This window comes from Stenotrophomonas sp. SORGH_AS_0321 (assembly GCF_031453215.1).
Lineage (GTDB): Bacteria > Pseudomonadota > Gammaproteobacteria > Xanthomonadales > Xanthomonadaceae > Stenotrophomonas > Stenotrophomonas chelatiphaga.
Genome location: NZ_JAVIZG010000001.1, coordinates 2,635,711 through 2,660,254 on the forward strand (window position 1 = coordinate 2,635,711; position 24,544 = coordinate 2,660,254).

24 protein-coding genes and 6 tRNA genes are annotated in these 24,544 nt (G+C 66.7%); 8 read left to right on the forward strand and 22 right to left on the reverse strand.

Translation table 11 applies throughout. The features are described from left to right. Nucleotides 1-8: 8 nt before the first annotated feature. Nucleotides 9-374 (reverse strand): DUF6164 family protein, encoded by a 366-nt coding sequence (locus QE373_RS11830; RefSeq protein WP_309686753.1) that lies wholly within the window; start codon nt 372-374, stop codon nt 9-11. 310 nt (nt 375-684) lie between these two features. Here QE373_RS11830 and QE373_RS11835 point away from each other — a divergent pair, with 310 nt between their 5' ends. From QE373_RS11835 to QE373_RS11845, 3 genes are read left to right on the forward strand one after another with little or no spacing between them, the layout of a single operon-like run. Continuing rightward, nucleotides 685-1,923, forward strand: coding sequence for a YcaO-like family protein (locus tag QE373_RS11835; RefSeq protein ID WP_309686756.1), 1,239 nt, complete (start codon nt 685-687; stop codon nt 1,921-1,923). 55 nt (nt 1,924-1,978) lie between these two features. After that, nucleotides 1,979-2,410 (forward strand): FKBP-type peptidyl-prolyl cis-trans isomerase, encoded by a 432-nt coding sequence (locus QE373_RS11840; protein WP_057508326.1) that lies wholly within the window; start codon nt 1,979-1,981, stop codon nt 2,408-2,410. Then, nucleotides 2,394-3,644, forward strand: a complete 1,251-nt coding sequence (locus QE373_RS11845) for a TIGR03862 family flavoprotein (RefSeq protein WP_309686758.1) — start codon at nt 2,394-2,396, stop codon at nt 3,642-3,644. The genes QE373_RS11840 and QE373_RS11845 overlap by 17 nt, the downstream gene beginning before the upstream one ends. On the opposite strand, the gene QE373_RS11850 is transcribed toward QE373_RS11845, so the two are convergent. The 4 genes from QE373_RS11850 to QE373_RS11865 all read right to left on the reverse strand — a co-directional run bounded on the left by QE373_RS11850 (nt 3,630) and on the right by QE373_RS11865 (nt 7,654). After that, complete coding sequence (locus tag QE373_RS11850) at nt 3,630-4,124, reverse strand: GNAT family N-acetyltransferase (protein WP_309686760.1); 495 nt, start codon at nt 4,122-4,124, stop codon at nt 3,630-3,632. The genes QE373_RS11845 and QE373_RS11850 overlap by 15 nt on opposite strands. Continuing rightward, nucleotides 4,121-5,743, reverse strand: a complete 1,623-nt coding sequence (locus QE373_RS11855; RefSeq protein WP_309686762.1) for an FMN-binding glutamate synthase family protein — start codon at nt 5,741-5,743, stop codon at nt 4,121-4,123. The genes QE373_RS11850 and QE373_RS11855 overlap by 4 nt, the downstream gene beginning before the upstream one ends. Before the next feature lie 64 nt (nt 5,744-5,807). Further along, nucleotides 5,808-7,136 (reverse strand): nucleotide sugar dehydrogenase, encoded by a 1,329-nt coding sequence (locus tag QE373_RS11860; RefSeq protein WP_309686765.1) that lies wholly within the window; start codon nt 7,134-7,136, stop codon nt 5,808-5,810. Between the two features lie 71 nt (nt 7,137-7,207). Beyond that, nucleotides 7,208-7,654 carry a BLUF domain-containing protein gene (locus QE373_RS11865; protein WP_309686767.1) on the reverse strand — a complete coding sequence of 149 codons (447 nt, stop codon included), beginning with the start codon at nt 7,652-7,654 and terminating at the stop codon, nt 7,208-7,210. A 150-nt stretch (nt 7,655-7,804) separates the two neighbouring features. Between QE373_RS11865 and QE373_RS11870 the strand changes: the two genes are divergently transcribed. After that, nucleotides 7,805-7,891, forward strand: a tRNA-Leu gene (locus QE373_RS11870). Nucleotides 7,892-7,919: 28 nt separating this feature from the next. On the opposite strand, the gene hemN is transcribed toward QE373_RS11870, so the two are convergent. Both hemN and QE373_RS11880 read right to left on the reverse strand, forming a co-directional pair. Beyond that, nucleotides 7,920-9,329 (reverse strand): oxygen-independent coproporphyrinogen III oxidase, encoded by a 1,410-nt coding sequence (gene hemN, locus QE373_RS11875; RefSeq protein WP_309686770.1) that lies wholly within the window; start codon nt 9,327-9,329, stop codon nt 7,920-7,922. Between the two features lie 58 nt (nt 9,330-9,387). Further along, complete coding sequence (locus tag QE373_RS11880; protein WP_309686773.1) at nt 9,388-9,813, reverse strand: group III truncated hemoglobin; 426 nt, start codon at nt 9,811-9,813, stop codon at nt 9,388-9,390. 165 nt (nt 9,814-9,978) lie between these two features. On the opposite strand from QE373_RS11880, the gene QE373_RS11885 reads away from it, so the two are divergent. Further along, on the forward strand, nt 9,979-10,284 hold the full coding sequence (locus QE373_RS11885) for a hypothetical protein (RefSeq protein ID WP_309689765.1): 306 nt from the start codon (nt 9,979-9,981) through the stop codon (nt 10,282-10,284). Beyond that, the gene (locus QE373_RS11890) at nt 10,281-11,330 is read left to right on the forward strand and encodes a 4Fe-4S dicluster domain-containing protein (RefSeq protein WP_309686775.1); all 1,050 of its coding nucleotides are present in this window, start codon (nt 10,281-10,283) and stop codon (nt 11,328-11,330) included. Before QE373_RS11885 ends, QE373_RS11890 begins: the two co-directional genes overlap by 4 nt. 1 nt (nt 11,331) lies before the next feature. Here the strand turns inward: QE373_RS11890 and QE373_RS11895 are convergent, their stop codons facing one another. Further along, nucleotides 11,332-11,568: a hypothetical protein gene (locus QE373_RS11895; protein ID WP_309686778.1), complete on the reverse strand. Its 237-nt coding sequence runs from the start codon at nt 11,566-11,568 to the stop codon at nt 11,332-11,334. Between the two features lie 242 nt (nt 11,569-11,810). Here QE373_RS11895 and QE373_RS11900 point away from each other — a divergent pair, with 242 nt between their 5' ends. Both QE373_RS11900 and QE373_RS11905 read left to right on the forward strand, forming a co-directional pair. Then, nucleotides 11,811-11,984, forward strand: a complete 174-nt coding sequence (locus tag QE373_RS11900; RefSeq protein ID WP_309686782.1) for a hypothetical protein — start codon at nt 11,811-11,813, stop codon at nt 11,982-11,984. Nucleotides 11,985-12,149: 165 nt separating this feature from the next. Then, nucleotides 12,150-12,794 carry a glycoside hydrolase family 19 protein gene (locus tag QE373_RS11905; protein ID WP_309686785.1) on the forward strand — a complete coding sequence of 215 codons (645 nt, stop codon included), beginning with the start codon at nt 12,150-12,152 and terminating at the stop codon, nt 12,792-12,794. A gap of 518 nt (nt 12,795-13,312) precedes the next feature. Here the strand turns inward: QE373_RS11905 and QE373_RS11910 are convergent. The 14 genes from QE373_RS11910 to QE373_RS11975 form a co-directional block, all read right to left on the reverse strand. Then, the gene (locus QE373_RS11910) at nt 13,313-13,627 is read right to left on the reverse strand and encodes a hypothetical protein (RefSeq protein ID WP_309686788.1); all 315 of its coding nucleotides are present in this window, start codon (nt 13,625-13,627) and stop codon (nt 13,313-13,315) included. A 1,525-nt stretch (nt 13,628-15,152) separates the two neighbouring features. Next, nucleotides 15,153-15,584 (reverse strand): tyrosine-type recombinase/integrase, encoded by a 432-nt coding sequence (locus QE373_RS11915; protein ID WP_309686791.1) that lies wholly within the window; start codon nt 15,582-15,584, stop codon nt 15,153-15,155. 109 nt (nt 15,585-15,693) lie between these two features. Beyond that, nucleotides 15,694-15,767, reverse strand: a tRNA-Cys gene (locus QE373_RS11920). A 66-nt stretch (nt 15,768-15,833) separates the two neighbouring features. Continuing rightward, nucleotides 15,834-15,909 (reverse strand) — tRNA-Gly (locus tag QE373_RS11925). A 154-nt stretch (nt 15,910-16,063) separates the two neighbouring features. Continuing rightward, a tRNA-Gly gene (locus QE373_RS11930) sits at nt 16,064-16,139 on the reverse strand. Nucleotides 16,140-16,293: 154 nt separating this feature from the next. Next, nucleotides 16,294-16,369: transfer RNA gene (locus QE373_RS11935), tRNA-Gly, on the reverse strand. Nucleotides 16,370-16,478: 109 nt separating this feature from the next. Then, nucleotides 16,479-16,554 (reverse strand) — tRNA-Gly (locus tag QE373_RS11940). A 46-nt stretch (nt 16,555-16,600) separates the two neighbouring features. Beyond that, nucleotides 16,601-17,224 carry a CDP-diacylglycerol--glycerol-3-phosphate 3-phosphatidyltransferase gene (gene pgsA / locus QE373_RS11945; RefSeq protein WP_309686794.1) on the reverse strand — a complete coding sequence of 208 codons (624 nt, stop codon included), beginning with the start codon at nt 17,222-17,224 and terminating at the stop codon, nt 16,601-16,603. Nucleotides 17,225-17,233: 9 nt separating this feature from the next. After that, nucleotides 17,234-19,075, reverse strand: a complete 1,842-nt coding sequence (uvrC, locus tag QE373_RS11950; RefSeq protein WP_057508277.1) for an excinuclease ABC subunit UvrC — start codon at nt 19,073-19,075, stop codon at nt 17,234-17,236. Further along, nucleotides 19,072-20,484 (reverse strand): hypothetical protein, encoded by a 1,413-nt coding sequence (locus QE373_RS11955; protein ID WP_309686798.1) that lies wholly within the window; start codon nt 20,482-20,484, stop codon nt 19,072-19,074. The genes uvrC and QE373_RS11955 overlap by 4 nt, the downstream gene beginning before the upstream one ends. A gap of 65 nt (nt 20,485-20,549) precedes the next feature. Continuing rightward, nucleotides 20,550-21,320, reverse strand: a complete 771-nt coding sequence (gene kdsB / locus QE373_RS11960) for a 3-deoxy-manno-octulosonate cytidylyltransferase (protein ID WP_309686800.1) — start codon at nt 21,318-21,320, stop codon at nt 20,550-20,552. A gap of 36 nt (nt 21,321-21,356) precedes the next feature. After that, a complete protein-coding gene (lpxK, locus tag QE373_RS11965; protein ID WP_309686803.1) occupies nt 21,357-22,376 on the reverse strand; it encodes a tetraacyldisaccharide 4'-kinase in 1,020 nt (339 codons plus the stop codon). After that, the gene (gene msbA, locus QE373_RS11970) at nt 22,376-24,124 is read right to left on the reverse strand and encodes a lipid A export permease/ATP-binding protein MsbA (protein ID WP_057508273.1); all 1,749 of its coding nucleotides are present in this window, start codon (nt 24,122-24,124) and stop codon (nt 22,376-22,378) included. The genes lpxK and msbA overlap by 1 nt, the downstream gene beginning before the upstream one ends. Next, entirely contained in the window at nt 24,121-24,543 is a 423-nt protein-coding gene (locus QE373_RS11975) for a biopolymer transporter ExbD (RefSeq protein WP_042614192.1), read from the reverse strand. The genes msbA and QE373_RS11975 overlap by 4 nt, the downstream gene beginning before the upstream one ends. Between the last annotated feature and the right edge of the window lies 1 nt (nt 24,544).

Consider the following 24,544-nt stretch of genomic DNA (forward strand, 5'->3'; position numbering starts at 1 on the left):
CCGCCTGCTCAGCCGCGCAGCAGCATGAACGGAAGCAGCACCAGCGCGGCCGCCACCAGCATGCCCAGCAGCACCAGCACCACGAACCCCGGCCGACGCCGCAGCAGGCTGCCGAAGGTTTCCGCGCTGCCGTCGCGCAGGGCCTGCTCGCGCTCGGCGCGCATACGGACGCTGCGCTCGGCCTGGTAGGCGCTCATCAGCTCGCGGGCGCGTGGATGATCGGCATCCTCGCGCAGCCACAAGCCGCCGTTGGAGATGCCCCACGGGCTCGGTTCGGTGCGGTACCACGCGATCCGATGCTGGTCCAGCAACGTGCAGACATCGTGGTATTCGTCATCGCCGACGTGGCGCAGGTTGAGCAGGAGTTTCGACATGGTGCCCATCATACGGCCACAGGCCATCCCTACACCGTCTGCTGGCACTGTCCGATAACGTTACGGGGGGGCCTTTGAGAACCTTGCCTGGCCGCAATCAGCGGCGATCCCAGCAAAGGAAAACATCATGGGCATTTTCAACATTCCGTTTCTGATCTCCGGCGCAATCCAGGTCGCCGACCTGCAGCTCAACGCACAGGAAGTCGCGCTGCTGGGCTGACGCCCGGTTGATCGACGGGTTGCAGCCCTCCTGCGGGCGGGCTGCAACCGTCGCAGCAGTGGTACCCCTCCCAGCGCAGGTGTGCAGACCATGACCACCCCCGACGTTCCCGAGGAACGACACTTCAGCCTGCCCGACGCCACACGGCGCATCCAGGCAGCCTACGATGCCCTGGGCATCCGCTACGCCACCAGCGTCATCGGGCAGGACCCCTGCGCGGCCTTGACCGAGCTGCATGGCGCCGATGGCACGCTGCTTACCGGCGGATGGGGCAAAGGCGTGCGCGAGGCGGCGATGGTCGGTTCGCTGTACGAGGCGATGGAGCACCTGCTGATGGATCGCCACGCCGCGCATGATTCGCAGGTGCGTGCCGTGGAGGACCTGATCGCGCTGCTGGATCCGGACCTCACCCGCTACCTGCCCGGTGCGCTGCTGTTCGACCAGATCGAAGAAACCATCGCCACCCGGCGCTATACCGGCCTGGCGGGCGCGACGGACTTTCACTACCCGGTTGCACTGTCCGCGCCCACCTACGCCGACGCACCGCTGCCTGGGGACTCGTTCGACTACGCTCCCCTGCGCCGCTATGCCAGCAACAGCGGCACCGCGATCGGCGGCAGCCTGGAAGAGGCGCTGCTGCACGCACTGAACGAATGCGCCGAACGCGACGCCATCTCCCTGTTCCTGCTCTCCCACTTCTTCCACGCCCGCAACGAAGCGCTGCGCGTGGTCAGTCCTGCCGGCCTGCCCGCCGATGTCGCCGATCTGTACCGCCAGGTCAGCCAGTGCGTGGATGCCGATATCTGCCTGCTCGACATTTCCAGCACGCCAGGCATCACCAGCTGCCTTGCGGTCGCCCACCTCTGCTACGACCACGCACGCCCGTATGGCGCTGGCGCTTCACTCAATCCAGCCCACGCCGCGCGCAGGGCCCTGCACGAGCTGCTGCAATCGCATCTGGCGCTTGCCAGCGACGCCGCCCCGGCACGCGCCGGTCGGGCAGCGTCCGTGCATCCCGTGCAGGTGCTGCAGCAATGGCCGCGGCTGCAGCCCAGCGCGCGCATGGACATCGAAGACCGCCTGGCGAGCCAAGCGATCGTTGCCGTCCGGTTGGAAGACCGACCGGCAGGGCCGGTGGCGTCGCAGATCCAGCAAATCAGCCAAGCCCTGCAGTCAGACGGGCTGGTTGCCGGCTACAACGTGATCCATACCTTCGACAACGGCATCACGCTGGTCAACGCGGTCGTGCCGCGCTTTGAGCGTTTCTACCTGGTCACCCTTGGCCACGTCGTGGTGCCGGGTCGGCGCGGCGGTGCACCGGGCGCCTAGCCTGCGTTTCCGCGCGATGCGCTACCCTTGCATCCCTTCGATTTGGATGCCGCCCATGCGCCGCCTGCTCGCTCCCCTGCTGCTGTCCCTGGCCCTCGCGGCGTGCGCGCCGGCCGGCCCGCCGCCGGGTGGCACCATCGCCGCCTTTGAAACCATCGATACCCAGCCCGGTACCGGCGCGGTCGCCACGCCGGGCAGCAAGGTCACGGTGCACTACACTGGCTGGATCTACGACGAACGCGCCGCAGACAAGCACGGCAAGACCTTCGACAGCTCGGTGACCCGCGGCGAACCGTTCTCGTTCGATCTCGGCGGTGGCCAGGTCATCCGCGGTTGGGACGAAGGCGTAGCTGGCATGAAGGTAGGCGGCAAGCGCACGCTGATGATCACCCCGGACATGGGCTACGGACAGCGCAGCGTAGGGCCGATCCCGGCCGGCTCGTCGCTGGTGTTCGATGTCGAGCTGCTTGATGTCCAGCCCCGCTGATCCTGCCATCGCAGCCCGTGTCGCGGTGATCGGCGGCGGGCCGGCAGGCCTGTTTGCCGCCGAACAGCTGTGTGCGGCCGGGCTGTCGGTGGATCTGTACGAGGCCAAGGGCTCGCCCGGGCGGAAGTTCCTGATCGCCGGCAAGGGCGGCTTGAACCTGACCCATTCCGATCCCCGTCCACTGTTCGACAGCCGCTATCGCGAACAGACCCCTGCGGTCGCCGGATGGCTGGACGCGTTCGATGCCGACGCGCTGCGTCGCTGGGCGGCCGGCCTTGGCGTGGAGACCTACGTGGGCAGTTCCGGGCGCGTATTTCCGGTGGACCGCAAGGCCGCCCCGCTGCTGCGTGGCTGGGTGCGCCGGCTGAAGGAACAAGGCGTGCGTTTCCACGTGCAGCATCGCTGGCAGGGCTGGGACGCCGATGGCGCGCTGTGCTTCGCCACCGAAGACGGCCAGCGCAGCGTGCACGCCGATGCCACGCTGCTCGCGCTCGGCGGTGGAAGCTGGCCGCAGTTGGGCTCGGATGGGGCGTGGATGCCGCTGCTGCAGTCGCGTGGGGTCGCCCTGGCGCCGCTGCAGGCAGCCAACTGTGGCTTCGATGTGCCATGGACCGCGTGGTTCGTCCAGCGCAACGCCGGCACGCCGCTGAAGTCCGTGGTGGCCCATTGGACCGACCTGCAGGGCACGCCGCGACACCTGCAGGGCGAATGCGTGGTGAGCGAGTACGGCATCGAAGGCAGCCTGGTCTACGCGCTGTCGGCCGACCTGCGCGAAACGATCAACCGCGACGGCAGCGCAACCCTGTGGCTGGACCTGGTGCCGGGACGCGAGCAGGACCGCCTGGCCGCCGACCTGGCGCGCCCGCGCAACGGCCGCAGCTTCGGCGAGCACCTGCGTCGGCAGACCGGCGTCGATGCGGTGAAGGCATCGCTGCTGTTCGAGGTGCTGGGCAAGGACGCCGGGCAGGACATCGCCGCGGTGGCCGCCACGCTCAAGCGCCTGCCCGTGCACCTGCAGCGCCCGCGACCGATGGCCGAGGCGATCAGCACCGCGGGCGGAGTCACGCTGCCGGCGCTGGATTCCGGATTGATGCTGACGGCCCTGCCGGGCGTATTCTGCGCTGGCGAGATGCTGGACTGGGAAGCGCCCACCGGCGGCTACCTGCTGACCGCCTGCTATGCCAGCGCCAAGCGGGCGGCCGAGGGTGTGACCCACTGGCTAGCGCAGCGCTGACGCCGCGGGCCGGCGCATGCGCCTGCCCGCGAGCGTGATGCCACTGGGGTGCGGGTACGCCTGTTCCCCTTCATCCAGGAAACCGGCACGCTGGTAGAACGCGACCGCGTTGAGCGAGGCCGACAGCAGCACGTCCCGCTGCGGGTCGGCCAGGGCCAGCAGACGCGCCAGCACCGCCTGGCCCAGCCCTTTTCCGGCCTGCTCCGGGGCCACGAACAACGCATCCACTTCATTGTCCTGCAGCACCAGGATGCCGTAGCCGAGCAACCGTCCGTGCGCGTCGTCGGCCACCACGCAGCCCCCTTCCGCGATCAGCCCCGGGTAACGCGGCGGCGGTGGCGATGCGGCCCAGCGCGTGATCACCTCCGGCGGATAGTGGCTGCGGCACAGTTCGCGCACGCAGCGCGTGCGCAGCTCCCACAGCGCTGGCGCATCCTCAGGACGTCCGCCACGGAAGTGCGGCAGCACGTCCAGGCTCATCGCGATTTGCTCGCGCGCAGCGCCTGGATGCGTGCCGGCGGCTGGAACGAATCACTGCGCGCATCGGCCCAGAAATCGTGGAATACCGCGTGGTCCGGCACCTGGCGCAGCAGCTCGCCCGGGGCGAGGTAGCGGTACAGCGAGGCCAGCGAACGGATCTCCACCGGCGATACCCGGCGCAGGATGTGTTCCGGGCCCAGCTCGGCCGGATCATTCAGTCCGGCCGCGCACAGCAGTTCCTTCAGCGCATGCAGGGTGTGCCGGTGGTAATTGTGCACCCGTTCGGCTTTGTCGGTCGGGTCCAGGCTGCGCCAGCGCGCCGGGTCCTGGGTGGCGATGCCGGTCGGGCACTTGTCGCTGTGGCAGCTGAGCGACTGGATGCAGCCCAGCGCGAACATGAAACCGCGGCCGGCATTGCACCAGTCGGCCCCCAGCGCGATGATCCGCGCGATGTCGAAGGCACTGGTGATCTTGCCGGCTGCGCCCAGCCGGATGCGGTCGCGCAGGTCCAGGCCGACCAGCGTGTTGTGCACCAGCAGCAGCGCTTCGTGCATCGGCACGCCGACATGGTCGACGAACTCGGCAGGGGCCGCGCCGGTCCCGCCTTCGGCGCCGTCGACAACGATGAAATCGGGCAGCAGCCCGGTCTCGCTCATCGCCTTGGCGATGCCGAACCACTCCCAGGGATGGCCGATCGCCAGCTTGAAACCGACCGGCTTGCCGCCGGACAGCTCGCGCAGGCGGGCGACGAACTGCAGCAGTTCGATCGGCGTGGAGAACGCCGAGTGCCGCGAAGGCGACACGCAGTCCACGCCCATCGGCACGCCGCGGGTCTCGGAGATCTCCGCGCTCACCTTGGCCGCCGGCAGCACGCCGCCATGGCCGGGCTTGGCGCCCTGGGACAGCTTGATCTCGATCATCTTGACCTGATCGGTGGTCGCGTTGGCCACGAAGCGCTCTTCGCTGAAGCTGCCATCATCATGGCGGCAGCCGAAGTAGCCCGAGCCGATTTCCCACACCAGGTCGCCCCCCATCTCGCGGTGGTACCGCGAAATCGAGCCTTCGCCGGTGTCATGGTGGAAGCCACCGCGCCGCGCGCCCTCGTTGAGCGCGCGGATCGCATTGGCCGACAGCGAGCCGAAGCTCATCGCCGAGATGTTGAACACGCTGGCCGAATAGGGCTTGGCGCAGTTCGGACCGATCAGCACGCGGAAATCGCTGTGGCCGATGCTGGTCGGCGCCAGCGAATGGTTGATCCACTCGTAGTCCACCGCGTACGTGCTGCGCAGCGTACCGAACGGCACCACGTCCATTTCATTCTTGGCGCGCTGGTAGATCAGCGCGCGCTGCTGGCGCGAGAACGGAACGTCTTCCAGGTCGCTCTGCACGAAGTACTGCCGGATTTCCGGACCGATCGATTCCAGTCCATAACGGAAATGCGCCAGCACCGGATAGTTGCGGCGCAGCGTGCTGCGCGCCTGCAGCAGGTCCCAGGTGCCCAGCACCACCAGTGCGGCCGTCAGCCCGACCCCCCAGTACCAGGCGACCCAGTACGTGGCCAGCCACAGGCAGACCGGAAACAGGATGATGGCGAGCACGTAGGCCAGGTAGCGGTGCATGGCGTTCCTTTCGGGATGGCTGCAACCAGTCTACCCGCGCCGCCGTCAACGCTGCGGCAGCCGCTTACAGGCGGCCGTCCACCGAAGCACGCGGCCAGGCCGACTTGACGTCGTAGACGATGCCGCCCGGCGCCTGCAGGGCCGCGATCTGCGCCGCATCCATGTCCAGGAACGCGGCGTGCGCCACCGCCAGCACCACCGCATCGTAGGCGCCGGGTTCGGGACGCGCCACCCAGTGCACCGCCGTGTCGGCCAACGCCGCCGGACCCACCCACGGATCATGCACGTCCACCCGCGCGCCACTGGCCTGGAGCTGTTCGGCCAGTTCCAGCGCACGGCTGTTGCGCAGGTCCGGACAGTCTTCCTTGAAGGTCACGCCGAGGACCAGGATGCGGACCTGTTCCGCGCTGCGTCCACGATCGGCCAGCAGCGACAGAACGCGCTCGGCCACGTGCGCCCCGACCCGGTTGTTGACCTGGCGCGCGGTATGGATGAGGTCGGGGTGGTAGCCCACGCTTTCCGATTTGTGCAGCAGGTAATACGGGTCCACGCCGATGCAATGGCCACCCACCAGTCCCGGCCGGAACGGCAGGAAATTCCACTTGCTGCCAGCCGCGTCGAGCACGTCCTGGGTATCGATGCCGAGCTTGTCGAAGATCAGCGCCAGTTCGTTGACCAGCGCGATGTTGACGTCGCGCTGGATGTTTTCCACCACCTTGGCGGCCTCGGCCACGCGCATCGACGGCGCCGGGAACGTGCCGGCGGTGATGATCCGGCGATACAGCGCGTCCACGACCGCGGCCACCTCGGGGGTGGAGCCGGAGGTGATCTTGCGGATATCGGCCAGGCGGCGGTTGCGGTCACCGGGGCTGACCCGCTCGGGGCTGTAGCCGCAGTAGAAATCCTGGTTGAAACGCAGCCCGGAGCCGGCCTCCAGCAGCGGAATGCAGACTTCCTCGGTGGTGCCGGGATACACGGTGGATTCGTACACCACCAGGTCGCCGGCCTTCAGCACGCTGGCCACCCTTTCACTGGCCGAACGCAGCGGCCCCAGGTCGGGCTGTTCGCGCGCGTCGATCGGCGTGGGCACGGTGATGATGTAGATATTGCACGCAGCCAGATCGGCGGCATCGGCACTGCAGCGCAGCAGCGGGGCACCGGCCAGCTCGCCGTCTTCCAGTTCCAGGGTGTGGTCATGGCCCTGCTGCAGTTCGGCAACGCGCGCGGCATCAATGTCGAAGCCCAGGGTGGGGAACAACCGCCCGAAGGCGACCGCCAACGGCAGGCCGACATACCCCAGGCCGATGATTGCAGGGCGCGGGGACGTGGCCGCCGACACCGGGCTGCCCTGACGCTGCGACCCTGCTGCGCGATGCGCGTTTGAACTCTCCATTGCGCACCCGCCTCCGATTCAAAGAGGCACAAGGGTAACCGCCATGCCCGGCGCTGACCACGCTTGCGCTTTCAGGAGCCGAGGCTGACCGCCGCCGGCTCCAGTTCGCCATCGCCGCCGGTCCAGCTGCGCAGCAGCAGCGCCAGCCCCTGCCCGGCCGCGGGTCGGCCGGCGCTGATGCCGGTCCAGGGTGCGTTGATGATGTGGGTCATCGTCAGCGGATCGATGCGCCGGTTGGCCATGGTCCAGTGCGGGAACCAGCGCGTGGCCACCGCCCCGGCGGCCAGTTGCCGCACGCCGTGGTGGATGCTGGCGTTGAGCACCCGGCCGTACACCGAATCGAGTCCATCGCGCGGGCCTTCCAGGTACTGCAGGAAGCGCTCGCCATCGAACATCAGCACCCCGGTGACGCCGGCCATCCGGTTGAACGCCGTCGCATCGGCCAGCAACGCATCCAGCTCCTGCGGTGCCAGCGCCGAACGGGCCTGGCTGACGTAGGCAATCGCGTGCAACGGCATGGTCACTCCCTGGCCCCTGACAAAGCCGAATATGGCATGAACAACGCGCGGTTGACAGCCTCGCGGCGCAGACCGCGCAGCGGGTCACGATTCCATGCGAGCGCGTCGCCATTCCAAATTCGCGCCCCGTGGTGCACCCTATGCCGCGCGGCCCGGATGGCGAAACTGGTAGACGCAGCGGACTTAAAATCCGCCGACCGCAAGGTCTTGCCGGTTCGATCCCGGCTCCGGGCACCAGAACTGCTTGCCAGCACCACGCGATGCCTCACAGCGCACGCGAATACCGCGCCGGTTGTCCCGGCTGCGACAGGTAGCGGTCAAAGCACATCGCCAGCAGGCGAAGCAGCGGGCGGCCCTTGGCCGTGGCCCGCACCACCCCGGCGTCCACCTCGGCCAGGCCATCGGCCTGCAGGCTATGCAGCTGCGCCAGCGCATCGGCGAAGTACACCTCGAACGCGATCGCGCGTGCGGCGCAGAACGCGCCGACATCGACTTCGCCATGGCACATCAGCTGCTGGATGATTTCCGCGCGCAGCAGGTCGTCCGGGTCCAGCTGCACGCCGCGCCACACCGGCAGATGTCCCGCATCCACCGCCGCCTCCCACGCCGGCAGCTCGCGCGGATTCTGGCTGTAACTGCTGGCCACGGTGCTGATCGCGCTCACCCCCAACCCCAGCAGGTCGGTATCGGCATGGGTGGTATAGCCCATGAAGTTGCGGTGCAGCTGCCCGGCGCGCTGGGCGCGCGACAGGTCTTCTTCCGGCAGCGCGAAATGATCCATGCCGATGTACTGGTAACCGGCCTGCAGCAGCCGCTCCACCGCCAGCCCGAGCAGTGCCAGCTTCTGCTCCGGCGCGGGCAGGCGTGATTCATCGATCTGCCGCTGCACGCGGAACAGCTGCGGCAGGTGCGCGTAGCCATACACCGCCAGACGATCCGGGCGCAGCGCCAGCACCTGCTGCAGGGTGCGCCCGAAGCCAGCCAAGGTCTGTCCCGGCAGGCCGTAGATCAGGTCCACGTTGACCGAGCGCATGCCGTGATCGCGGCAGGCCTGCAGGATGTCCAGCGTCTGCTCCACGCCCTGCAGGCGGTTGATCGCCGCCTGCACCTGCGGATCGAAATCCTGCACGCCCAGGCTGGCCCGGTTGAACCCCAGTCCGGCCAGCCGCGCCACGTCGTCGCGGTCGATGAAACGCGGATCGAGTTCGATGGAAAAATCGCGCTCAGGCGAGGCGCTGAAACGGAAGCGCTGGCGCAGTCCTTCGACCAGCTCGGCCATCGCTTCGCCGGTGAGGAAATTCGGCGTGCCGCCGCCCAGGTGCAGCTGGATCACCTCGCGCTGCGGATCGATGTGTGAGGCGACCAGGTCCGCCTCGGCCAGCACCCGCGCCACGTAAGCATGGCCACGGCTGCGGTCGCGGCTGATGATCCGGTTGCAGCCGCAGTAGAAGCACGGGCTGCTGCAGAACGGCACGTGCACGTACAGCGACAGCGCACGCGCCTGCGCGTTGCTGCGGGCCAGCGTCGCGGTCAGCTCGGCCTCGCCGAATCCCTCATGGAAATGCGGCGCGGTCGGATAGGAGGTGTAGCGCGGGCCGGCCTTGTCGTGGCGGCGCAGGGTCGCCGCGTCGAAACACCAGGCCAGGCCGCCTGCAACAGGTGAGTACGTGTCCATGCCTGCAGCGTGCGCGCGGCCGTGCGCATGCGCCTTGACCGAGATCAATCCAGGCGCATCAGCCGACGATGGGCAGGCCGATCGATGGCAGGCGCAGCATCCGGTAGCGCTTCCAGAAGGTATCGGCGATGCGCGCGGCGATGTCGTCGGCCAGCCGCTGCATGTCCGGGTTGGCACTTTCCGCCGACGTCATCCGGAAAAGCACCAGCCAGCGATCGAACAGGTCGCGGTCCATGTCATCGATGGCCATGTGCTTGGACATCGGCGAGCCCTGGAAGCGCCGCGTGCCGCGCAGCAGGGCCGACCAGAAATCGACCAGCTGGGACAGGTGGGTCGGCCAGTCCTGCACATGGGCGGTGAACACCGGACCCAGCCGGGGTTCGTCGCGCACGCGCGCGTAGAAGTCGTGGACCAGACGGGTCACTTCCGCTTCGGAGCACAGGTCGAGGGAGGCTTCGGGCAACGGGGGCGGCAGGGTATCCATGGAATCCGGGCGAATGTGATGGCGCATGATCGCATTGGCCTGCACAACGCCCGCTTGATCAGGATCAAGGACGCTGGCCCGCAGGCTTTCTACAGTGACACCCTGCCGGTGGGCCGTTGCGTGCCCCTGCCGGTGTCCACCGCCCCTCCTGCCGGACCGTGCCGCATGCCCCGACAGTGCACCACCGACGCCGATCCACGCCCCCGGCAGCGCCTGCATGCCCTTGGCGTGATCCTGTGGCCCGGTTTCATCGCCGCCGCACTGGCGTGTGCGGTGTTGTTCGCCTTCGTCGATCCGCTGCGGCTGGGTGACATCGCCGTTCCCGGCCTTGGCATCAGTCGTGGGCTGGGCTACACGCTGGGGTTCTTCATGACCTGGGGCATCACCAGCCTGTCCAGCGCCGCTACCTGGTACCTGCTGCGGCCGGCGCCGGCGCAGCCCGGGGACGACGACGAGGTGCCGCTGGGATGAACCGGCCTGCGCTGCTGTCACGAATCCGAACGGGGTTGCCGGTCGGGCTGCTGGTCGGCTTCCACGCCCTGCCCTGGCTGCGCTGGGACGGTCGCCAGGCCGTGCTGCTGGACCTGGTGGAGCGCCGCTTCGATGTGTTCGGCCTGACCCTGTGGCCCAGCCAGGCCGGCCTGCTGCTGGGAGTGATGGCCGTGCTCGCCACGATGCTGGCGCTGCTCACTCATCTGGCCGGCCGCCTGTGGTGTGGCCATGCCTGTCCGCAGACCGTGTGGAGCACGCTGTTTTCGTGGGTGGAGCGCGGCACGCGGCGTCTGTTCGGGCACTCCCGTGCAGAGCCGGTCGCGCGCCATGCGCTGTGGATCGGCATCGCACTGTGGACTGCATTGAGCTTCGTCGGCCTGTTCACGCCCCTCCAACCGCTGCTGGCGCGCGCCGCTGCCCTGCGGCTGGGCGGCTTCGAATCGTTCTGGGTCGCTTTCTACGCGGTGGCGACCTGGGGAAACGCGGGCTTCCTGCGCCGTCACGTGTGCCGCCTGCTGTGTCCCTTCGCGCGTCTGCAGCCGCTGCTGTGCGATGGGCACACCCCGCGCATGCTGTACCACGCGCCGCGTGGCGAGCCGCGCGGGCCACGGCGGCCGGGAGGCGGCAGCATCGCCCAGCGTGGACGCGGCCTGCTCGATGCCAGCACCGCACAGGATTACGTATTCCGCTGGGCCCATCCGCAGCTGGCCGGACCGATGCCGCGTTTCGCCGATGATCGACTGGGGGACTGCACCGACTGCCGACACTGCGTGCAGGCATGCCCGATGGCGCTGGACGTGCGCGACGGCCCGCAGGCCCATTGCCTGGACTGCGGCGCCTGCGCCGTGGCCTGTGAGCAGTCGCAGCAGGCGGCGGGGCTGGGCCATGGGCTCATCCAGCACATCAGCCCGCGGCGCCTGGCCGGTGACCGACCGCAGTGGATACGACCGCGCACCCTGGCGCTGTCGGGACTGCTGAGCCTGGTGCTGGGACTGGTGCTGCTGGGTGCCGCGCTGGCGGGGTGAATCAGGGCGATGGCGGATCGGGCGGCGGCACCAGCTGGGCGTGCCGGACAATGCCAAGCTGCTCGATCAGCAGGGCCATGTCGTTGGTGACCTGGGTGCGCTCACGCCCCTCCGGTACCAGACGCGCCAGCACCCGCTGATAGGTATTCCAGAACTCCGGGCCGCATCCATGCCGCTGGTAGCTGTCCTGCAACTCATCGCGAACCTGGTCGGCCAGGTCCTGTCTGCCGTAATCCATGTACGACCTCCACGAAATCGGTGGCAGCGGGGATGCGGGAGCATCCGGCGAGGCAACACGATGCCTATGAATTAGACATTTTTTTGTCTACGCGTCAATGACACAGCGAACACATTCTTTGCACCGCACTGAACCATTCAGATCAGATGACACTGCGAGGGGCGTTGACGCAAGCGCCTTCCAGACGGTGCCCTCACCGCGCATGCGTAGGCTGCAAGGCTGGAAACCTCGAAGGAACCCCAATGGAGTTGACCGAAAAGCAGCAACGCATTCTGGAAGCGATCCAGGCCACCCGCCCGGTTGCGGAAGAAGACGCGGCCTGGGCGGTGCAAGCCGGCCTTGCCGCGCATGGCGAAGACGGCGATATCGATCTGACCCAGGAAGGTCGGCGTTACGTGGATTCTTCAAGCCTTTAGCCTGCGCAGGCTGGCGCCATGGGCGTCGCCGATCCCGCCGCGGCGCTGGCACAGGGCCTGCGGCGAGGGCACCCCGCAGGTTTCCACTGGAATGCGACGGAAGGGCGCGCGATGTTCGCTGCATCGCATTCGCGCGCCCAAGCGCCCCGCCCCGTGGAGTGACTGATGATCAACGCCGCCCTGCTCTCGCAGATCCTGATGTGCCCGCTGGCGCTGGCGCAGCGGTGGACCGCGCCGCTGAACGAGGCCATGCAGCGTTTCGAGATCAACACGCCACGGCGCGTCGCGCATTTCCTGGCACAGATCGGCCATGAAAGCCTGAGCCTGCAGCACCTGCAGGAAAACCTTTCGTACAGCCGCAAACGCATCGGTGAAGTGTTCGGTCGGCGCCTGTCCGAAGCCGAACAGCCGCAGTATGTGCGCAAGCCGGAGCGGCTGGCCAACCGCGTATATGCCAACCGCAATGGCAACCGTGACGAAGCCAGCGGCGATGGCTATCGCTATCGCGGGCGCGGACCGATCGCGCTGACCGGGCGCGACAACTATCGCCGCATCGGCGAACTGCTCGACCTGCCGCTGGAAGACCAGCCCGAGCTGCTGGAATCACCGGAAGTGGGCGCGTTGGTCGCTGCCGCGTGGTGGCAGGACGCCGGCCTCAATGCACTGGCCGACCGCGATGACCTGCTGGGCGTGAGCCGACGGATCAACCTGGGATCCAGCACCAGCAAGGCCACACCGGAGGGCATGGCGGACCGCACGATGCGCACCAGCCGCGCGCTGCTGGTGTTGGGTGTGGGGTCGGCCAGATAGCTGAAAGCGCGCCAGGGCCGGATTCCTGCATCGAGCAGCATCCTTCAATTCAGCCCCGTACATTCGTGTCCGCCTTCGAAAAAAAACTGCCCACTGCGCGCCAGAGCGGTCCGCACCCCTCTTGAGGATTCCTTCAAAATTTTCTGGGTAGACCTGGACTGCGAACCAATGGAATTGGCATGCCTGGAATGGCATTGGGTTGGTTCCGGGCTAAGTCTGGCGGGGATAAGATTTTCGCCGCAGTAGCTGATGGTGGAAGGGTTCTTGTCATTCCGACCACCGCCGGTTACTCCATCTTGGTATCGCCCGACGAGCCCGACGCGCTTCTTGAGGAATTGGCTGGAACCGCTCAATAGCCCAGTTGTGCTACATGCAACCACTACAGGCCAGGTGCACCGCTCCTCACTTGAGGCCTCAGCCAGACGCTGATGGTTCTTCCCCAAGGGCCATAGTCTGGCGCAGCCACTGGTGAGGTCGTTCTGGAATGGACGACGGCCGGCGGTGCACCCGCCTTCACGTCAGGGCGTACTTTGAAACTTCTCAGAGCCTACGACAAGTGATACGGCGACAACCAACATTGTAATCACCATCAGTATTAGAAGCGCCGCTGATAGACTTGGCTTCTGTATCGAAACCAATCCAGAGATCAGGAACAGCAGAGGAAGGACAGCAAGTCGATTCCCAGCCCAGCGATGAAGGGCGGAAGGGTCTTTTACCCGCGCGTAGTTGACGATATTGAGCGGCCGCGATTCTCCTGCGAAGCGAACAGCCAGTGCTGGAATGAGGAGTACCGGTACAAGCAATAGTTGAATGATCGCAAGCAGTACCGCCATCTTAGTTCGCTCCAATTTCCAGTTTCGGCATTAAATCGGGAAACGCCTTATGCAGCTTGAATCTGCAATGCCATAAACAGATAGTGCCCGCCCTGCACTTTTGGTTCAACTTCCAAGTGCAACGACCGTCATGCAGATATGCCATGGCAGCACGCTGGCCTTCACTGCCTTGACTTAACTACCAAGCGCAGCACCTTCCACTCCGGCAGGGTTCGTGCATGTCAGCGCTGAAGATCGCGCCGTGGTCCAGATTGTGCTCCAGGTTGGCAAAGGCGCACGGTCGATGGCGCGCCGGTTTGGGCGTAGGGCTCTGACCGTGTCCCGCGAGATCCGTCGCCAAGAAGCACGTTCTGGATCGCCGCCGAGGCGGCAGGAATTACCGCGTGTGCCACGGAGATGTGTGCGCGGCCACCGCCTGACAGAGGGAACCGGGCTCTTCCAGTTCGTTCGCGATCATCTCGCGTTTTACCGGTCGTCTGCTCAACAGATTGCCGCCAAGCTGCTTGCGGTCCACCTGACGACCCCTGCCGGGGCATGAGTCCTAAAACCATCTACGTACGCATCTACGCCATCCGGGCGGAGACTCGTCAGGAGTCTCTCAAGGGTGGCCGGCCTGCTCATCACGTGCGCTTGAGTTAAAGCGAATCGGCGCGATGACTTTCCACGTCGTCCCAGAAATCACTACCGTGTTCGCCCGCGATGATGTAGCAAAACAAGCTCGATAGCACTACAGGGCCAATTTTGGTCGTGGTCAAACCTAGCCATTCGAACCACCTCCACCTATGGCACTGAAGTGGCGGCATCGAACGACTTTCGAAAAAGCAAATGCCCGCCAATCCAGGCGGGCATTCGCGGGAAACTTCGCGCGTTATCGCCAGCGTGTAACACGACAGCGACGGTCATTGAACGCGAAGGTTTCCTTTCTTGTAGTCATACGCGCTGAGCACCCAACGATATGCGCCACCTTTGACGCCCGAGTTTGAGTAGGTGTAGGTCCACGATTCACTATCGCCGTTAGGTCTGTTCTGCATGATTGTGATCACCTCGCCAGGCTGACCAGTAGATGGCAGACCTACCGGCGGGCTCGAGCCAGGCGATTGGGCTACTGCATTGCCGTCGGAGCGAGCCTCAGTCACTACAGTTATCTGACCGCCGTCCAGCATCGGTGCGTACTCAGGAGACTGGGCACGTATCCAGGCGTATATTGCAACTGACTGAGGGGAGCCCGGCATGTAGACCGTCTGCGTCGTGGTGACAGTGGTGGACGAGAAATCTCGAGCGGCGACGCTCGGCGCCCCTACGAAGAGAGAGCCGCCCAATGTGAGAGCGGTTGCCACAGCGATACTTGAAAGTCGAATCATCACGCTAATCATCCTTGGCCATGAGAGACAGACTAAGTCCTCACCGCGGTCCTTACACGGCACGGACCGCCCATGTATTCCAAGTCTGTCAGCAGATGTCAAGCAGAGGCTTTGCACGTGCTTCCCTGACGGAGGGCGCTGTTCTGAATTCCAATGAGCCGACATTACGGCCAGCGGCACGGTCCTGGTGAGCTGGGGCGCGCCGATGCTGGGGCCTGGAATATGCGGTCAAACTGGCGCGACGGCTGTGACGTGATCTTCGCCAATGCCTTCTCATCGGGGTTGCCACCCCACCAGCGAAACAGGTGCAGTTCGGAGCCGCCACCGTAGGCGGTGAGCTTCGCCACCAGCACCGACGACATGGGCACCTGGCGCTTGCTGCCGTTCTTGGTCTTGCTCAGGAAAATCGTTGGCCGCTCCAGGTCAATCTGGCCGCGCTCCAGCGTGTACATCTCCCGGATGCGCATGGCCGACTCCAGTGCCATATCAAGCAGCAGGGTCAGCGCCTCCGAGTAGCGCAGCTCGAGCGGGCGCTGCCGGCCTTCCGTTTCAACTCGCGTACACGCACTCGGCACATGCTGACGCGAGTTTGCCACTCGAAAACGCGTGGCAACCCGATGATTTCGACCCCACATCAGGGGATTGCGGACCTGCCCTCCTAACGCCAGACATAAAAAAAGCCCTGATAAATCAGGGCTTTTCAACTGGAGGCCTGGGTCGGAATTGAACCGGCGTACGCGGCTTTGCAGGCCGCTGCATAACCACTCTGCCACCAGGCCGGTGTACAGCTACCAGGAATGCGATGTCCTGGTAAGACGAAACCCCTGTCGGGGCCTGTCGGGATTTGGAGCGGGAAACGAGACTCGAACTCGCGACCTCAACCTTGGCAAGGTTGCGCTCTACCAACTGAGCTATTCCCGCGTGAGGCCGACATGCTACCGGAAGACCCGGAACCACACCAGCGTTTTCACGCTTTGAAACACCGCTTTTCCGCTGCGCCGCCAGCATCTGCCGGCATCGCCCCGCACGGCCGGTGCGGGAGAAAAACAAAGCCCCTTCCGGGGCCCGGTAAAACTGGAGCGGGAAACGAGACTCGAACTCGCGACCTCAACCTTGGCAAGGTTGCGCTCTACCAACTGAGCTATTCCCGCAATCTCTTCGACCTGCGCCGAAGAAGCGATATTGTGTCGAAACTCCTTCATCTCGTCAAGCCTGTTCAGCTCTCCGATCGCAGCAATCACGCACGTAGCGCACCCTCGAATACAGGCAAAAAAAAGAGACCGCGTGGGCCTCTTCTTCAAAATCTGGAGCGGGAAACGAGACTCGAACTCGCGACCTCAACCTTGGCAAGGTTGCGCTCTACCAACTGAGCTATTCCCGCTTGGGAGGCGGCATTCTACACGGCCTGTCGCAGGTGTCAAGAGACGGCGTCTCGCCCCTCCCGCCTTACCGGCACAAAAAAAGAGGCCTTTCGGCCTCTTTTCACAATCTGGAGCGGGAAACGAGACTCGAACTCGCGACCTCAACCTTGGCAAGGTTGCGCTCTACCAACTGAGCTATTCCCGCTCGGGAGGCGGCATTTTACCTGTCTTCACGTCGGTGTCAACTGCTTTCAGCTGCCCTTCTTCAGGCGCGCGCGTTCGCGTGCCGCGCGTTCATCGGCGCGCAGGCTCGGCCAGGCCGCATGCAGGTACTGCAGGCCCGACCACAGGGTCAGGATCGCAGCGATCGCCAGCGTCCAGTCGCCCATGTGGAACACCGGCGGGCCCATCCAGATGTCCTCCACCGGAGTATTCGGCGCCACCGAATACAACAGGCACAGCAGCGCGACCATCTGCGCGGTGGTCTTCACCTTGCCGATCACCGCCACCCGCACTTTCGCCCGCTGGCCCAGTTCGGCCATCCATTCGCGCAGTGCCGAAACGGCGATTTCGCGGCCAACGATCACCGCCGCCCAGAATGCCATCCACGGCGTGGGATGCCCCTGCACGATCAGGAACAGCGCCACGGCCACCATCAGCTTGTCGGCCACCGGATCCAGGAACGCGCCAAACGCCGATTCCAGCTGGTAGCGCCGCGCGATCCAGCCATCCAGCCAATCGGTGATCGCCGCCAGGCCGAACAGCGCCGCGGAGGCGAAGTTGGTCCACGTGTAGGGAAGATAGAACACCAGCACCAGTACCGGGATCATCAGGATCCGCAGCAGGGTCAGCCAGGTGGGGAGGGTCAGCGTCATCAGTAATCTCTACTCGCCTGCCGCATTCGGCTCGGGCAGTCCATGAAGGTTAGCGTAGATACGTGCGGCCAGGGCAGCATTGATGCCTTCCACCTTGGCGATTTCTGCCTCACCGGCCGCCTTCAGGCCGACCAGCCCGCCGAAATGCTTGAGCAGGCTGGCGCGCCGGCGCGGCCCGATGCCGGCGATGTCTTCCAGCTTGCTGGTCATGCGGGCCTTCTGGCGGCGCCCGCGATGGCCGGTGATGGCGAACCGATGCGCCTCGTCGCGCACCTGCTGGATGAACTGCAGCGCGGGCGAAGCGGCGCCGGGACGCAGCTCGCGGCCGTCCGGCAGCACCAGCGCTTCATGCCCGGCGCGGCGTTCGGCGCCCTTGGCCACGCCGACCAGCAGCACGCCTTCCACGCCCAGGTCGGCCAGCGCGGCCTGCGCCTGCGCCAGCTGCCCGGCGCCACCGTCGATCAGCAGCACATCCGGCAGCACGCCCTGCTCTTCCACCGCGCGGCGGAAGCGGCGATCGATCGCCTGGCGCATGGCGGCGTAGTCATCGCCGGGTTCGATGCCGCTGATGTTGAAACGGCGGTACTGCGCCTTCACCGGCCCGGCCGCATCGAACACCACGCACGAGGCCACCGTCGCCTCGCCCATGGTGTGGCTGATGTCGAAACATTCCACCCGTTTGACCGGCTCGGCCAGGCCCAGCATTTCGCGCACCGCCTCGCTGCGCGCATGCTGCGAATCGCGGCTGTTGAGCTCGGTGGCCAGGGTCAGCTGGGCATTGCGGCTGGCCAGCTCCAGATAGCCCGCGCGCTCGCCACGCACGTTCCATTTCAACTGTACGCGGCGCTCCGACGATGCGGAGAACGCCGCTTCCAGCAGCGCCGCATCCGGGATTTCGCGATCCAGCAGGATCTCGCGCGGCGGCTCGAATTCCACGTAGTACTGCGATACGAACGCGCCCAGCACTTCTTCCGGGCTGTCTTCGCCATTGGTGCGCGGGAAGAACGGGCGCGTGCCCATGTTGCGGCCGTCACGGAAGGCCAGCAGCATCACGCAGGCCTGCGCGCCACGGGTGGCTACCGCCAGCACGTCCAGGTCGGCGGCGCGGCCGTCCACGTACTGGCGGGTCTGCATGCTGCGCAGTGATTTGACCAGGTCGCGCAGGCGCGCGGCCTGCTCGAATTCGAGCGACTCACTGGCCGCCTGCATCTGCTCGCCCAGCTCGCGGGTCAGCTCGTCACTCTTGCCTTCCAGGAACATCGACGCGCGGCGTACCGATTCGGCGTAGTCCTCGGCGGCCACCAGCTCCACGCAGGGCGCACTGCAACGGCCGATCTGGTACTGCAGGCACGGCCGCGAGCGGTTCTTGAACACGCTGTCCTCGCAGCTGCGCAGCTTGAACAGCTTGTGCATCAGGTTCAGCGTTTCGCGCACCGCAGTGACCCCGGGGTACGGCCCGAAGTAGCGGCCCGGCACCGCGCGCGGCCCGCGGTGCAGCGCGATGCGCGGCCACTGTTCGCGGGTCAACAGCACGTGCGGATAGGTCTTGTCGTCGCGCAGGGACACGTTGTAACGCGGCGACAGCGATTTGATCAGCTGGTTTTCCAGCAGCAGCGCTTCGCTCTCCGAGCGCGTCACGGTAACGTCCATGCGCACGATCTGCGACAGCATGGACATGATCCGCGCGTTCTTCGGGCTGCCGTTGAAATAGCTGCCGACGCGGTTGCGCAGCGCCCGCGCCTTGCCGACGTACAACAGCACGTCATCGGCGGCGTACATCCGGTAGACACCGGGCGCGGTGCTCAGCGCGGCGGCGAACGCCTTGCCATCAAAAGCGGGTACAGCGTTCATTCGGTGATCGGCACGTCGCTCAGCACGCCACTGGCCGGATCAAAACGCAGCACGGCGTGGGCGTCGGTTTCGGCGATCCACACCGCACCGGATCCCACCGCCAGTCCGGCCGGCCCGTGCAGCCGGCGCGGCAGCGCCTGGGTAACCAGTTCGCCGCCGCCCAGGCGCAGGGTGCGCAGGCGCCCGTTGCCGGCATCGGCGATCCACAGCAGCGGTGCATCCGGGCTCAGCGCGATGGCCTGCGGGAACTGCAGGCTGGCGCGGTCACGTGGACCGTCCTCGCTGCCGTGGTTCCACACGCCCTGCCCGATCAGCGTCTGCACCAGGTCGCCGCGCAGCTGTACGCAACGGATCGAAGAGGCCAGCGCATCGGCCACGTACAGCGCCTGCTGCACTACAGCCAGCCCGGTCGGCTGGGCGAACGCAGCCACGTTGCCACTGCCGTCGCGCTGGTCGATGGCACCACTGCCGGCGCGCCGGGTGAGGCGTCGCTGGCCCAGGTGATAGCTCCAGATGCGGTTGTCACCGGCCATCGCCACGTGCAGTTCATTGTCCGCCAGGGCCAGCCCGGTGGGATGGTTCAGCGCCACGCTGCGCGGGTCGTTGACCTGGCCTTCAAGTGGTTCGCCCGGCCGGCCACTGCCACACAGCGTGTCGACCTGGCCGGTGATGATGTTGATGCGACGCAGGGCGTGGTTGCCGGTGTCGGCCACGTACAGCGATTCGCGTTCCACCACCAGCGCCTGCGGCCGGTTGAAGGCCGCTTCCTGCGCGCCGCCGTCCATGAAATCCGGCGTGCCCTGCCCGAACTGGCGCACCACGCGCCCGCCGTGCGTGCATTCCAGCACGCGGTGGTGGCCGCTGTCGGCGATGTACAGCCGTTCGGTGGTGACCGCCAGCCCGGTGGGGAAACACAGCGGCAGGCGCGGCTCCGGGTGCAGCTCGCGCAGCGGCTCGAATGCCGACGGCTGCACGCTGCCGCACAGTTCGTTGAGCGCGCGATCCAGCTCGCCCGGCTGGCCCAGGCCGACCAAGCGGCTGCTTTCGCGGCCATACACATCCATCAGCACGATGGTCGGCCAGGCAGTGACGCCGAAGCGCCGCCAGCCGTCCCAGTCGCTGTCCAGCAGCGCGATCGAATGCAGTCCCTGCCGCCGCAGCAGCTTCAGGCTGGCCGCTTCTTCGCGTTCGAAATCAAAACGCGGCACCTGCAGCACCAGCACCTGCAGCCGCCCCGGATGGCGCGACTGCCAGTTCGCCACTTCGGCCAGGCGCTGCGCGCACCACGCCGATGCGGCGTTGACGAACAGCAGGGCCAGCGGTTGCCCGCGCAGCTCGCTCAGGGTGGCGGGCGCGGCGTTCAGCCACGTGGCGAACTCGGGGAGGTCCTGGACGGGTTGGGCATTCATGCCCTGATTATGCCGGACCGCGCGTCATGCAATCGTTGTGCCACGCGGTTTTTTTATCCACCCGCTCAGGCTTGGCCGCTGGCCAGCAACTGTTCGGCCCGGTGCAGGTCTTCGGGGGTGTCGATGCCCGGCGGGAACGGCGCCGGCGACAGCGCGGCGCTGATCGGGAAACCGGCCTCCAGCACCCGCAGCTGCTCCAGGTTTTCCACCTGTTCCAGGCTGCCCGGCGGCATCGCGGCGAACTGCTGCAGGAACCCGGCGCGGTAGCCATAGATGCCGATGTGGCGCAGCCACTGGACCCCGTCCGGCAATACGTCGCGGCTACGCGCGAAGCCATCGCGGTGCCAGGCGATCGGCGCCCGGCTGAAATACATGGCCTCACCGCGCGCGTTGCGCACCAGCTTGACCACGTTGGGATCGAACAGCGTGGCCGCATCTTCGACCGGCGTGCACAGCGTGGACATCGGGGCGCGGCCGCTGGCCAGCGCGTCGGCCACCGCACGGATGCCGGCGGCCGGTGCGAACGGCTCGTCACCCTGCAGGTTGACCACCACCGTGTCATCGGCCCAGCCCGCATGGCGGGCACATTCGGCCAGCCGGTCGGTGCCGGACGGGTGGGCCGGATCGGTCATCGCCACCTGCACGTCCTGCAATCCCTCCAGCGCCTGTGCGATGCGCGCATCATCGGTGGCCACCCACACTTCTCGCGCGCCGGCCTGCAGCGCGCGGCGCGCCACGTGCAGCACCAGCGGTTCCCCGCCCAGCAGGCGCAGCGGTTTGCCGGGCAGGCGCGAAGCGGCGTAGCGGGCAGGAATGGCGACGACGAACTCGGTCATGGGGCTCTCCGGTTACAGGCCACGCGCGCAGTCGGTTCAGCGCGCGCGCAGCTTCTCAAGGCGGTCGGTCAATGCCACCCAGAAGGCAGCGGGCAGATCGGCCTGCAGGGGAATGGCGAAGTGCCAGTCGTTGGCGAAGGCGCGGCACTTCACCGCGTCCTTTTCGGTCATCAGGATCGGCAGCTCGCTGCCAAAGCGCAGGTCCTGCGGCTGGTAGGCGTGGTGGTCGGCGAAGGCATGCGGCACCACACCGATGCGTTCGGCGCGCAGCATGTCGAAGAAGCGCTGCGGGTGGGCGATGCCGGCCACGGCATGCACGCGCTGCCCGGCAAAGTGCGAAAGCGCACGCAGGCGTCCGCCGACCAGCGGCTGCGCACTGTCGATGCGCAGGCGCATCGGCCATTGCCCGAACCCACAGGCCACCGCCGCGTTTTCCGCGCTGGCCGCGCCCTGGTTGACCACGCGGAAATCACATTCGCCCGCGCGCGCCACCGGCTCGCGCAGCGGGCCGGCCGGCAGCAGCCGGCCGTTGCCATAGCGCCGCTGGGCGTCGATGACTTCGATTTCGATATCGCGCGCCAGGCGGTAATGCTGAAGGCCGTCATCGCAGACGATCACATCGCAGCCGGCTTCGACCAGCGCCTTGCCGGCCGCCACGCGGTCGGCATCCACGCGCACCGGCGCACCGGTCTTCCACGCGATCAGGACCGGCTCGTCACCGCCCAGCGTGGTCGGCGTATCGGCGTCCACCCAGCGGCCGCTGTCGGCCTGCTCGCGGCCGTAACCGCGGCTGGCCACCCCCGGCTTCCAGCCGGCGGCGCGCAACTGCTGCACCAGCGCGATGGTCAGCGGGGTCTTGCCGGTGCCACCGGCGGTGATGTTGCCGACCACGATCACCGGTACCGGCAGCGCGTGCCGCTTCAGCCAACCGCGCCGGTACAGGCGCCGGCGCAGGCCGGACACGGCCGCATACAGCGGACTGAGCAGGCGCATGCCGAACGGCACCGCAGAGCCGTCGTACCAGTAGGCTGGTGTCTGGGTACCCTTGCCGGACATCAGGCCTGCCTTTCGCGGAACTGCATGTTGTACAGGTGCTCGTACAGCCCGCCCATCTGCAGCAGTTCGGCGTGGGTGCCGCGCTCGACGATGCGGCCCTGGTCCATCACCAGCACCTGGTCGGCGTGTTCGATGGTGGACAACCGGTGCGCGATGACCAGCGTGGTGCGCTCGGGCATCAGCCGCTGCAGGGCATCCTGCACCAGCCGTTCGGATTCGTTGTCCAGCGCGGCGGTGGCTTCGTCCAAGATCAGGATAGGCGCATCGCGCAGGATGGCACGGGCAATCGCCAGGCGCTGGCGCTGGCCGCCGGAAAGCAGCGCACCGTTCTCGCCGACCGGGGTGTCCAGCTGCTGTGGCAGTCGCGCGATGAACTCCCAGGCATTGGCCGCTTCGGCCGCCGCGCGGATCTGCTCCTGGCTGGCCTGCATGCCATAGGCGATGTTCGAGCCGATGGTGTCGTCGAACAGCATCACCTTCTGCCCCACCATGGCCACCTGGCGGCGCAGGTCGGCCAGCGGGTAATCGTCCAGTGCCACGCCATCCAGGGTGATGCGTCCGCCGCTGGGCTCGTAGAAGCGCGGCACCAGCCGGATCAGGCTGGTCTTGCCGCTGCCCGAGCGTCCCACCACCGCAGTCACGGTGCCGGGGCGTGCGACGAAGCTGATGTCGTCCAGCGCGGTGCCGGCGTCTTCGCGGTAACGCAGCATCACGTGCTCGAACGCCAGTTCACCGCGTGCGCGTTCGATGCGCTTGCTGCCCTGGTCACGCTCCACCGGCATGTCCAGGATGGAGAACAACCGCTCGGCGGCGGCCACGCCGCGCGAGATCGAGGTCTGCACGCTGGTCAGCCGGCGCAGCGATGGGATGATCGCCATCATCGAGGTCATCAGGCCCATGAACTGGCCGGCGTTGAGCTTGCCGACCAGCGCTTCGCGGGTGGCGACCCAGACGATCACCGCCAGTGCCAGCGCGGCCAGGAACTGCACCGTGCTGGAGGCGAAGGCGCGGGTGGTCTCGACCTTCATGTTCAGGCCCAGCATGCGGTTGGCCAGCCGCGAATAACGGTCGATCTCATGCCGCTGGGTGCCGTGCACCTTCACTTCCTGCTGCGCGGACAGCGACTGTTCGGCGGTGGCGGCCATGGTGCCCATGCCGTCCTGGATGCCGCGGCTGATGCGCCGGTAACGCTTGCCCACGTAGGACACGATCAGGCCGATCATCGGCACCACCACCAGCATCGCCATGGTGACCTTGACGCTCATCTGCAGCATCACCACCAGCATCGCGATGATGGTCAGGGTGTCGGCCACCAGCGTCTTCAGCGCATCGGCGCTGGCCTGGGTGACCTGTTCGGTATCGAAGTTCAGGCGGCTGACCATCACCGGCGTGGCTTCGGTGTCGAAGTGCGAGGACGGCAGGTGCAGGTACTTTTCCAGCACCTGTTCGCGCAGGTCGCGGACCACGCTGCGGCCGGTGCGCGCCAGGGTGTAGTCGCTGACCAGGGTGGCCAGGCTGCGCATCAGGAACAGGCCCAGGATGGTCAGCGGCAGGATCACCGCCATGCGCGGTTCCGGGTTGACGAAACCGCGGTTGACCAGCGGTTCCATCAACCGGGTGAAGGCGTAGCCGGCCAAGGCTTCGACGGCCATCGCCACGACGGCGGCCACCATGAACACCCAGTAGGCGCGGGTGTAGCCAAGCAGGCGTTTATAGATCGGCCAGACGGGCGCGTGTTTGGAACTCATTGACGCACCTCGGGAGCGGTCGCGATGGAAATCCGGCGGAAGCCGAGCTGGCCCAGTGCATCCTGGGCGGTGACCACGGCCTGGTAGGGAGTGCGCGCATCGGCACGCAGCAGCACCGACTGGGTGCGGTCTTCACCGGCCACCGCGGCGATGGTCTGCTTGACCGACTCCACGTCGGTGCGCAGCACTTCCTGGTCGTTGACGAAGTAACGGCCGTCGGCGTTGACCAGGATGCTCAGCGCGCGCGGTGGTTCGCTGTTGGCCTGCTGGCTGGCGTGCGGCAGCTGCACCTGCAGGGTGGAGCGCGCATCGAAGGTGGTGGTGACCACGAAGAAGATGATCAGCACCAGGATCACATCGATCAGCGGCACCAGGTCGATATGCGGCTCATCGCCGGCGCGGTCGTTGCGGATACGCATC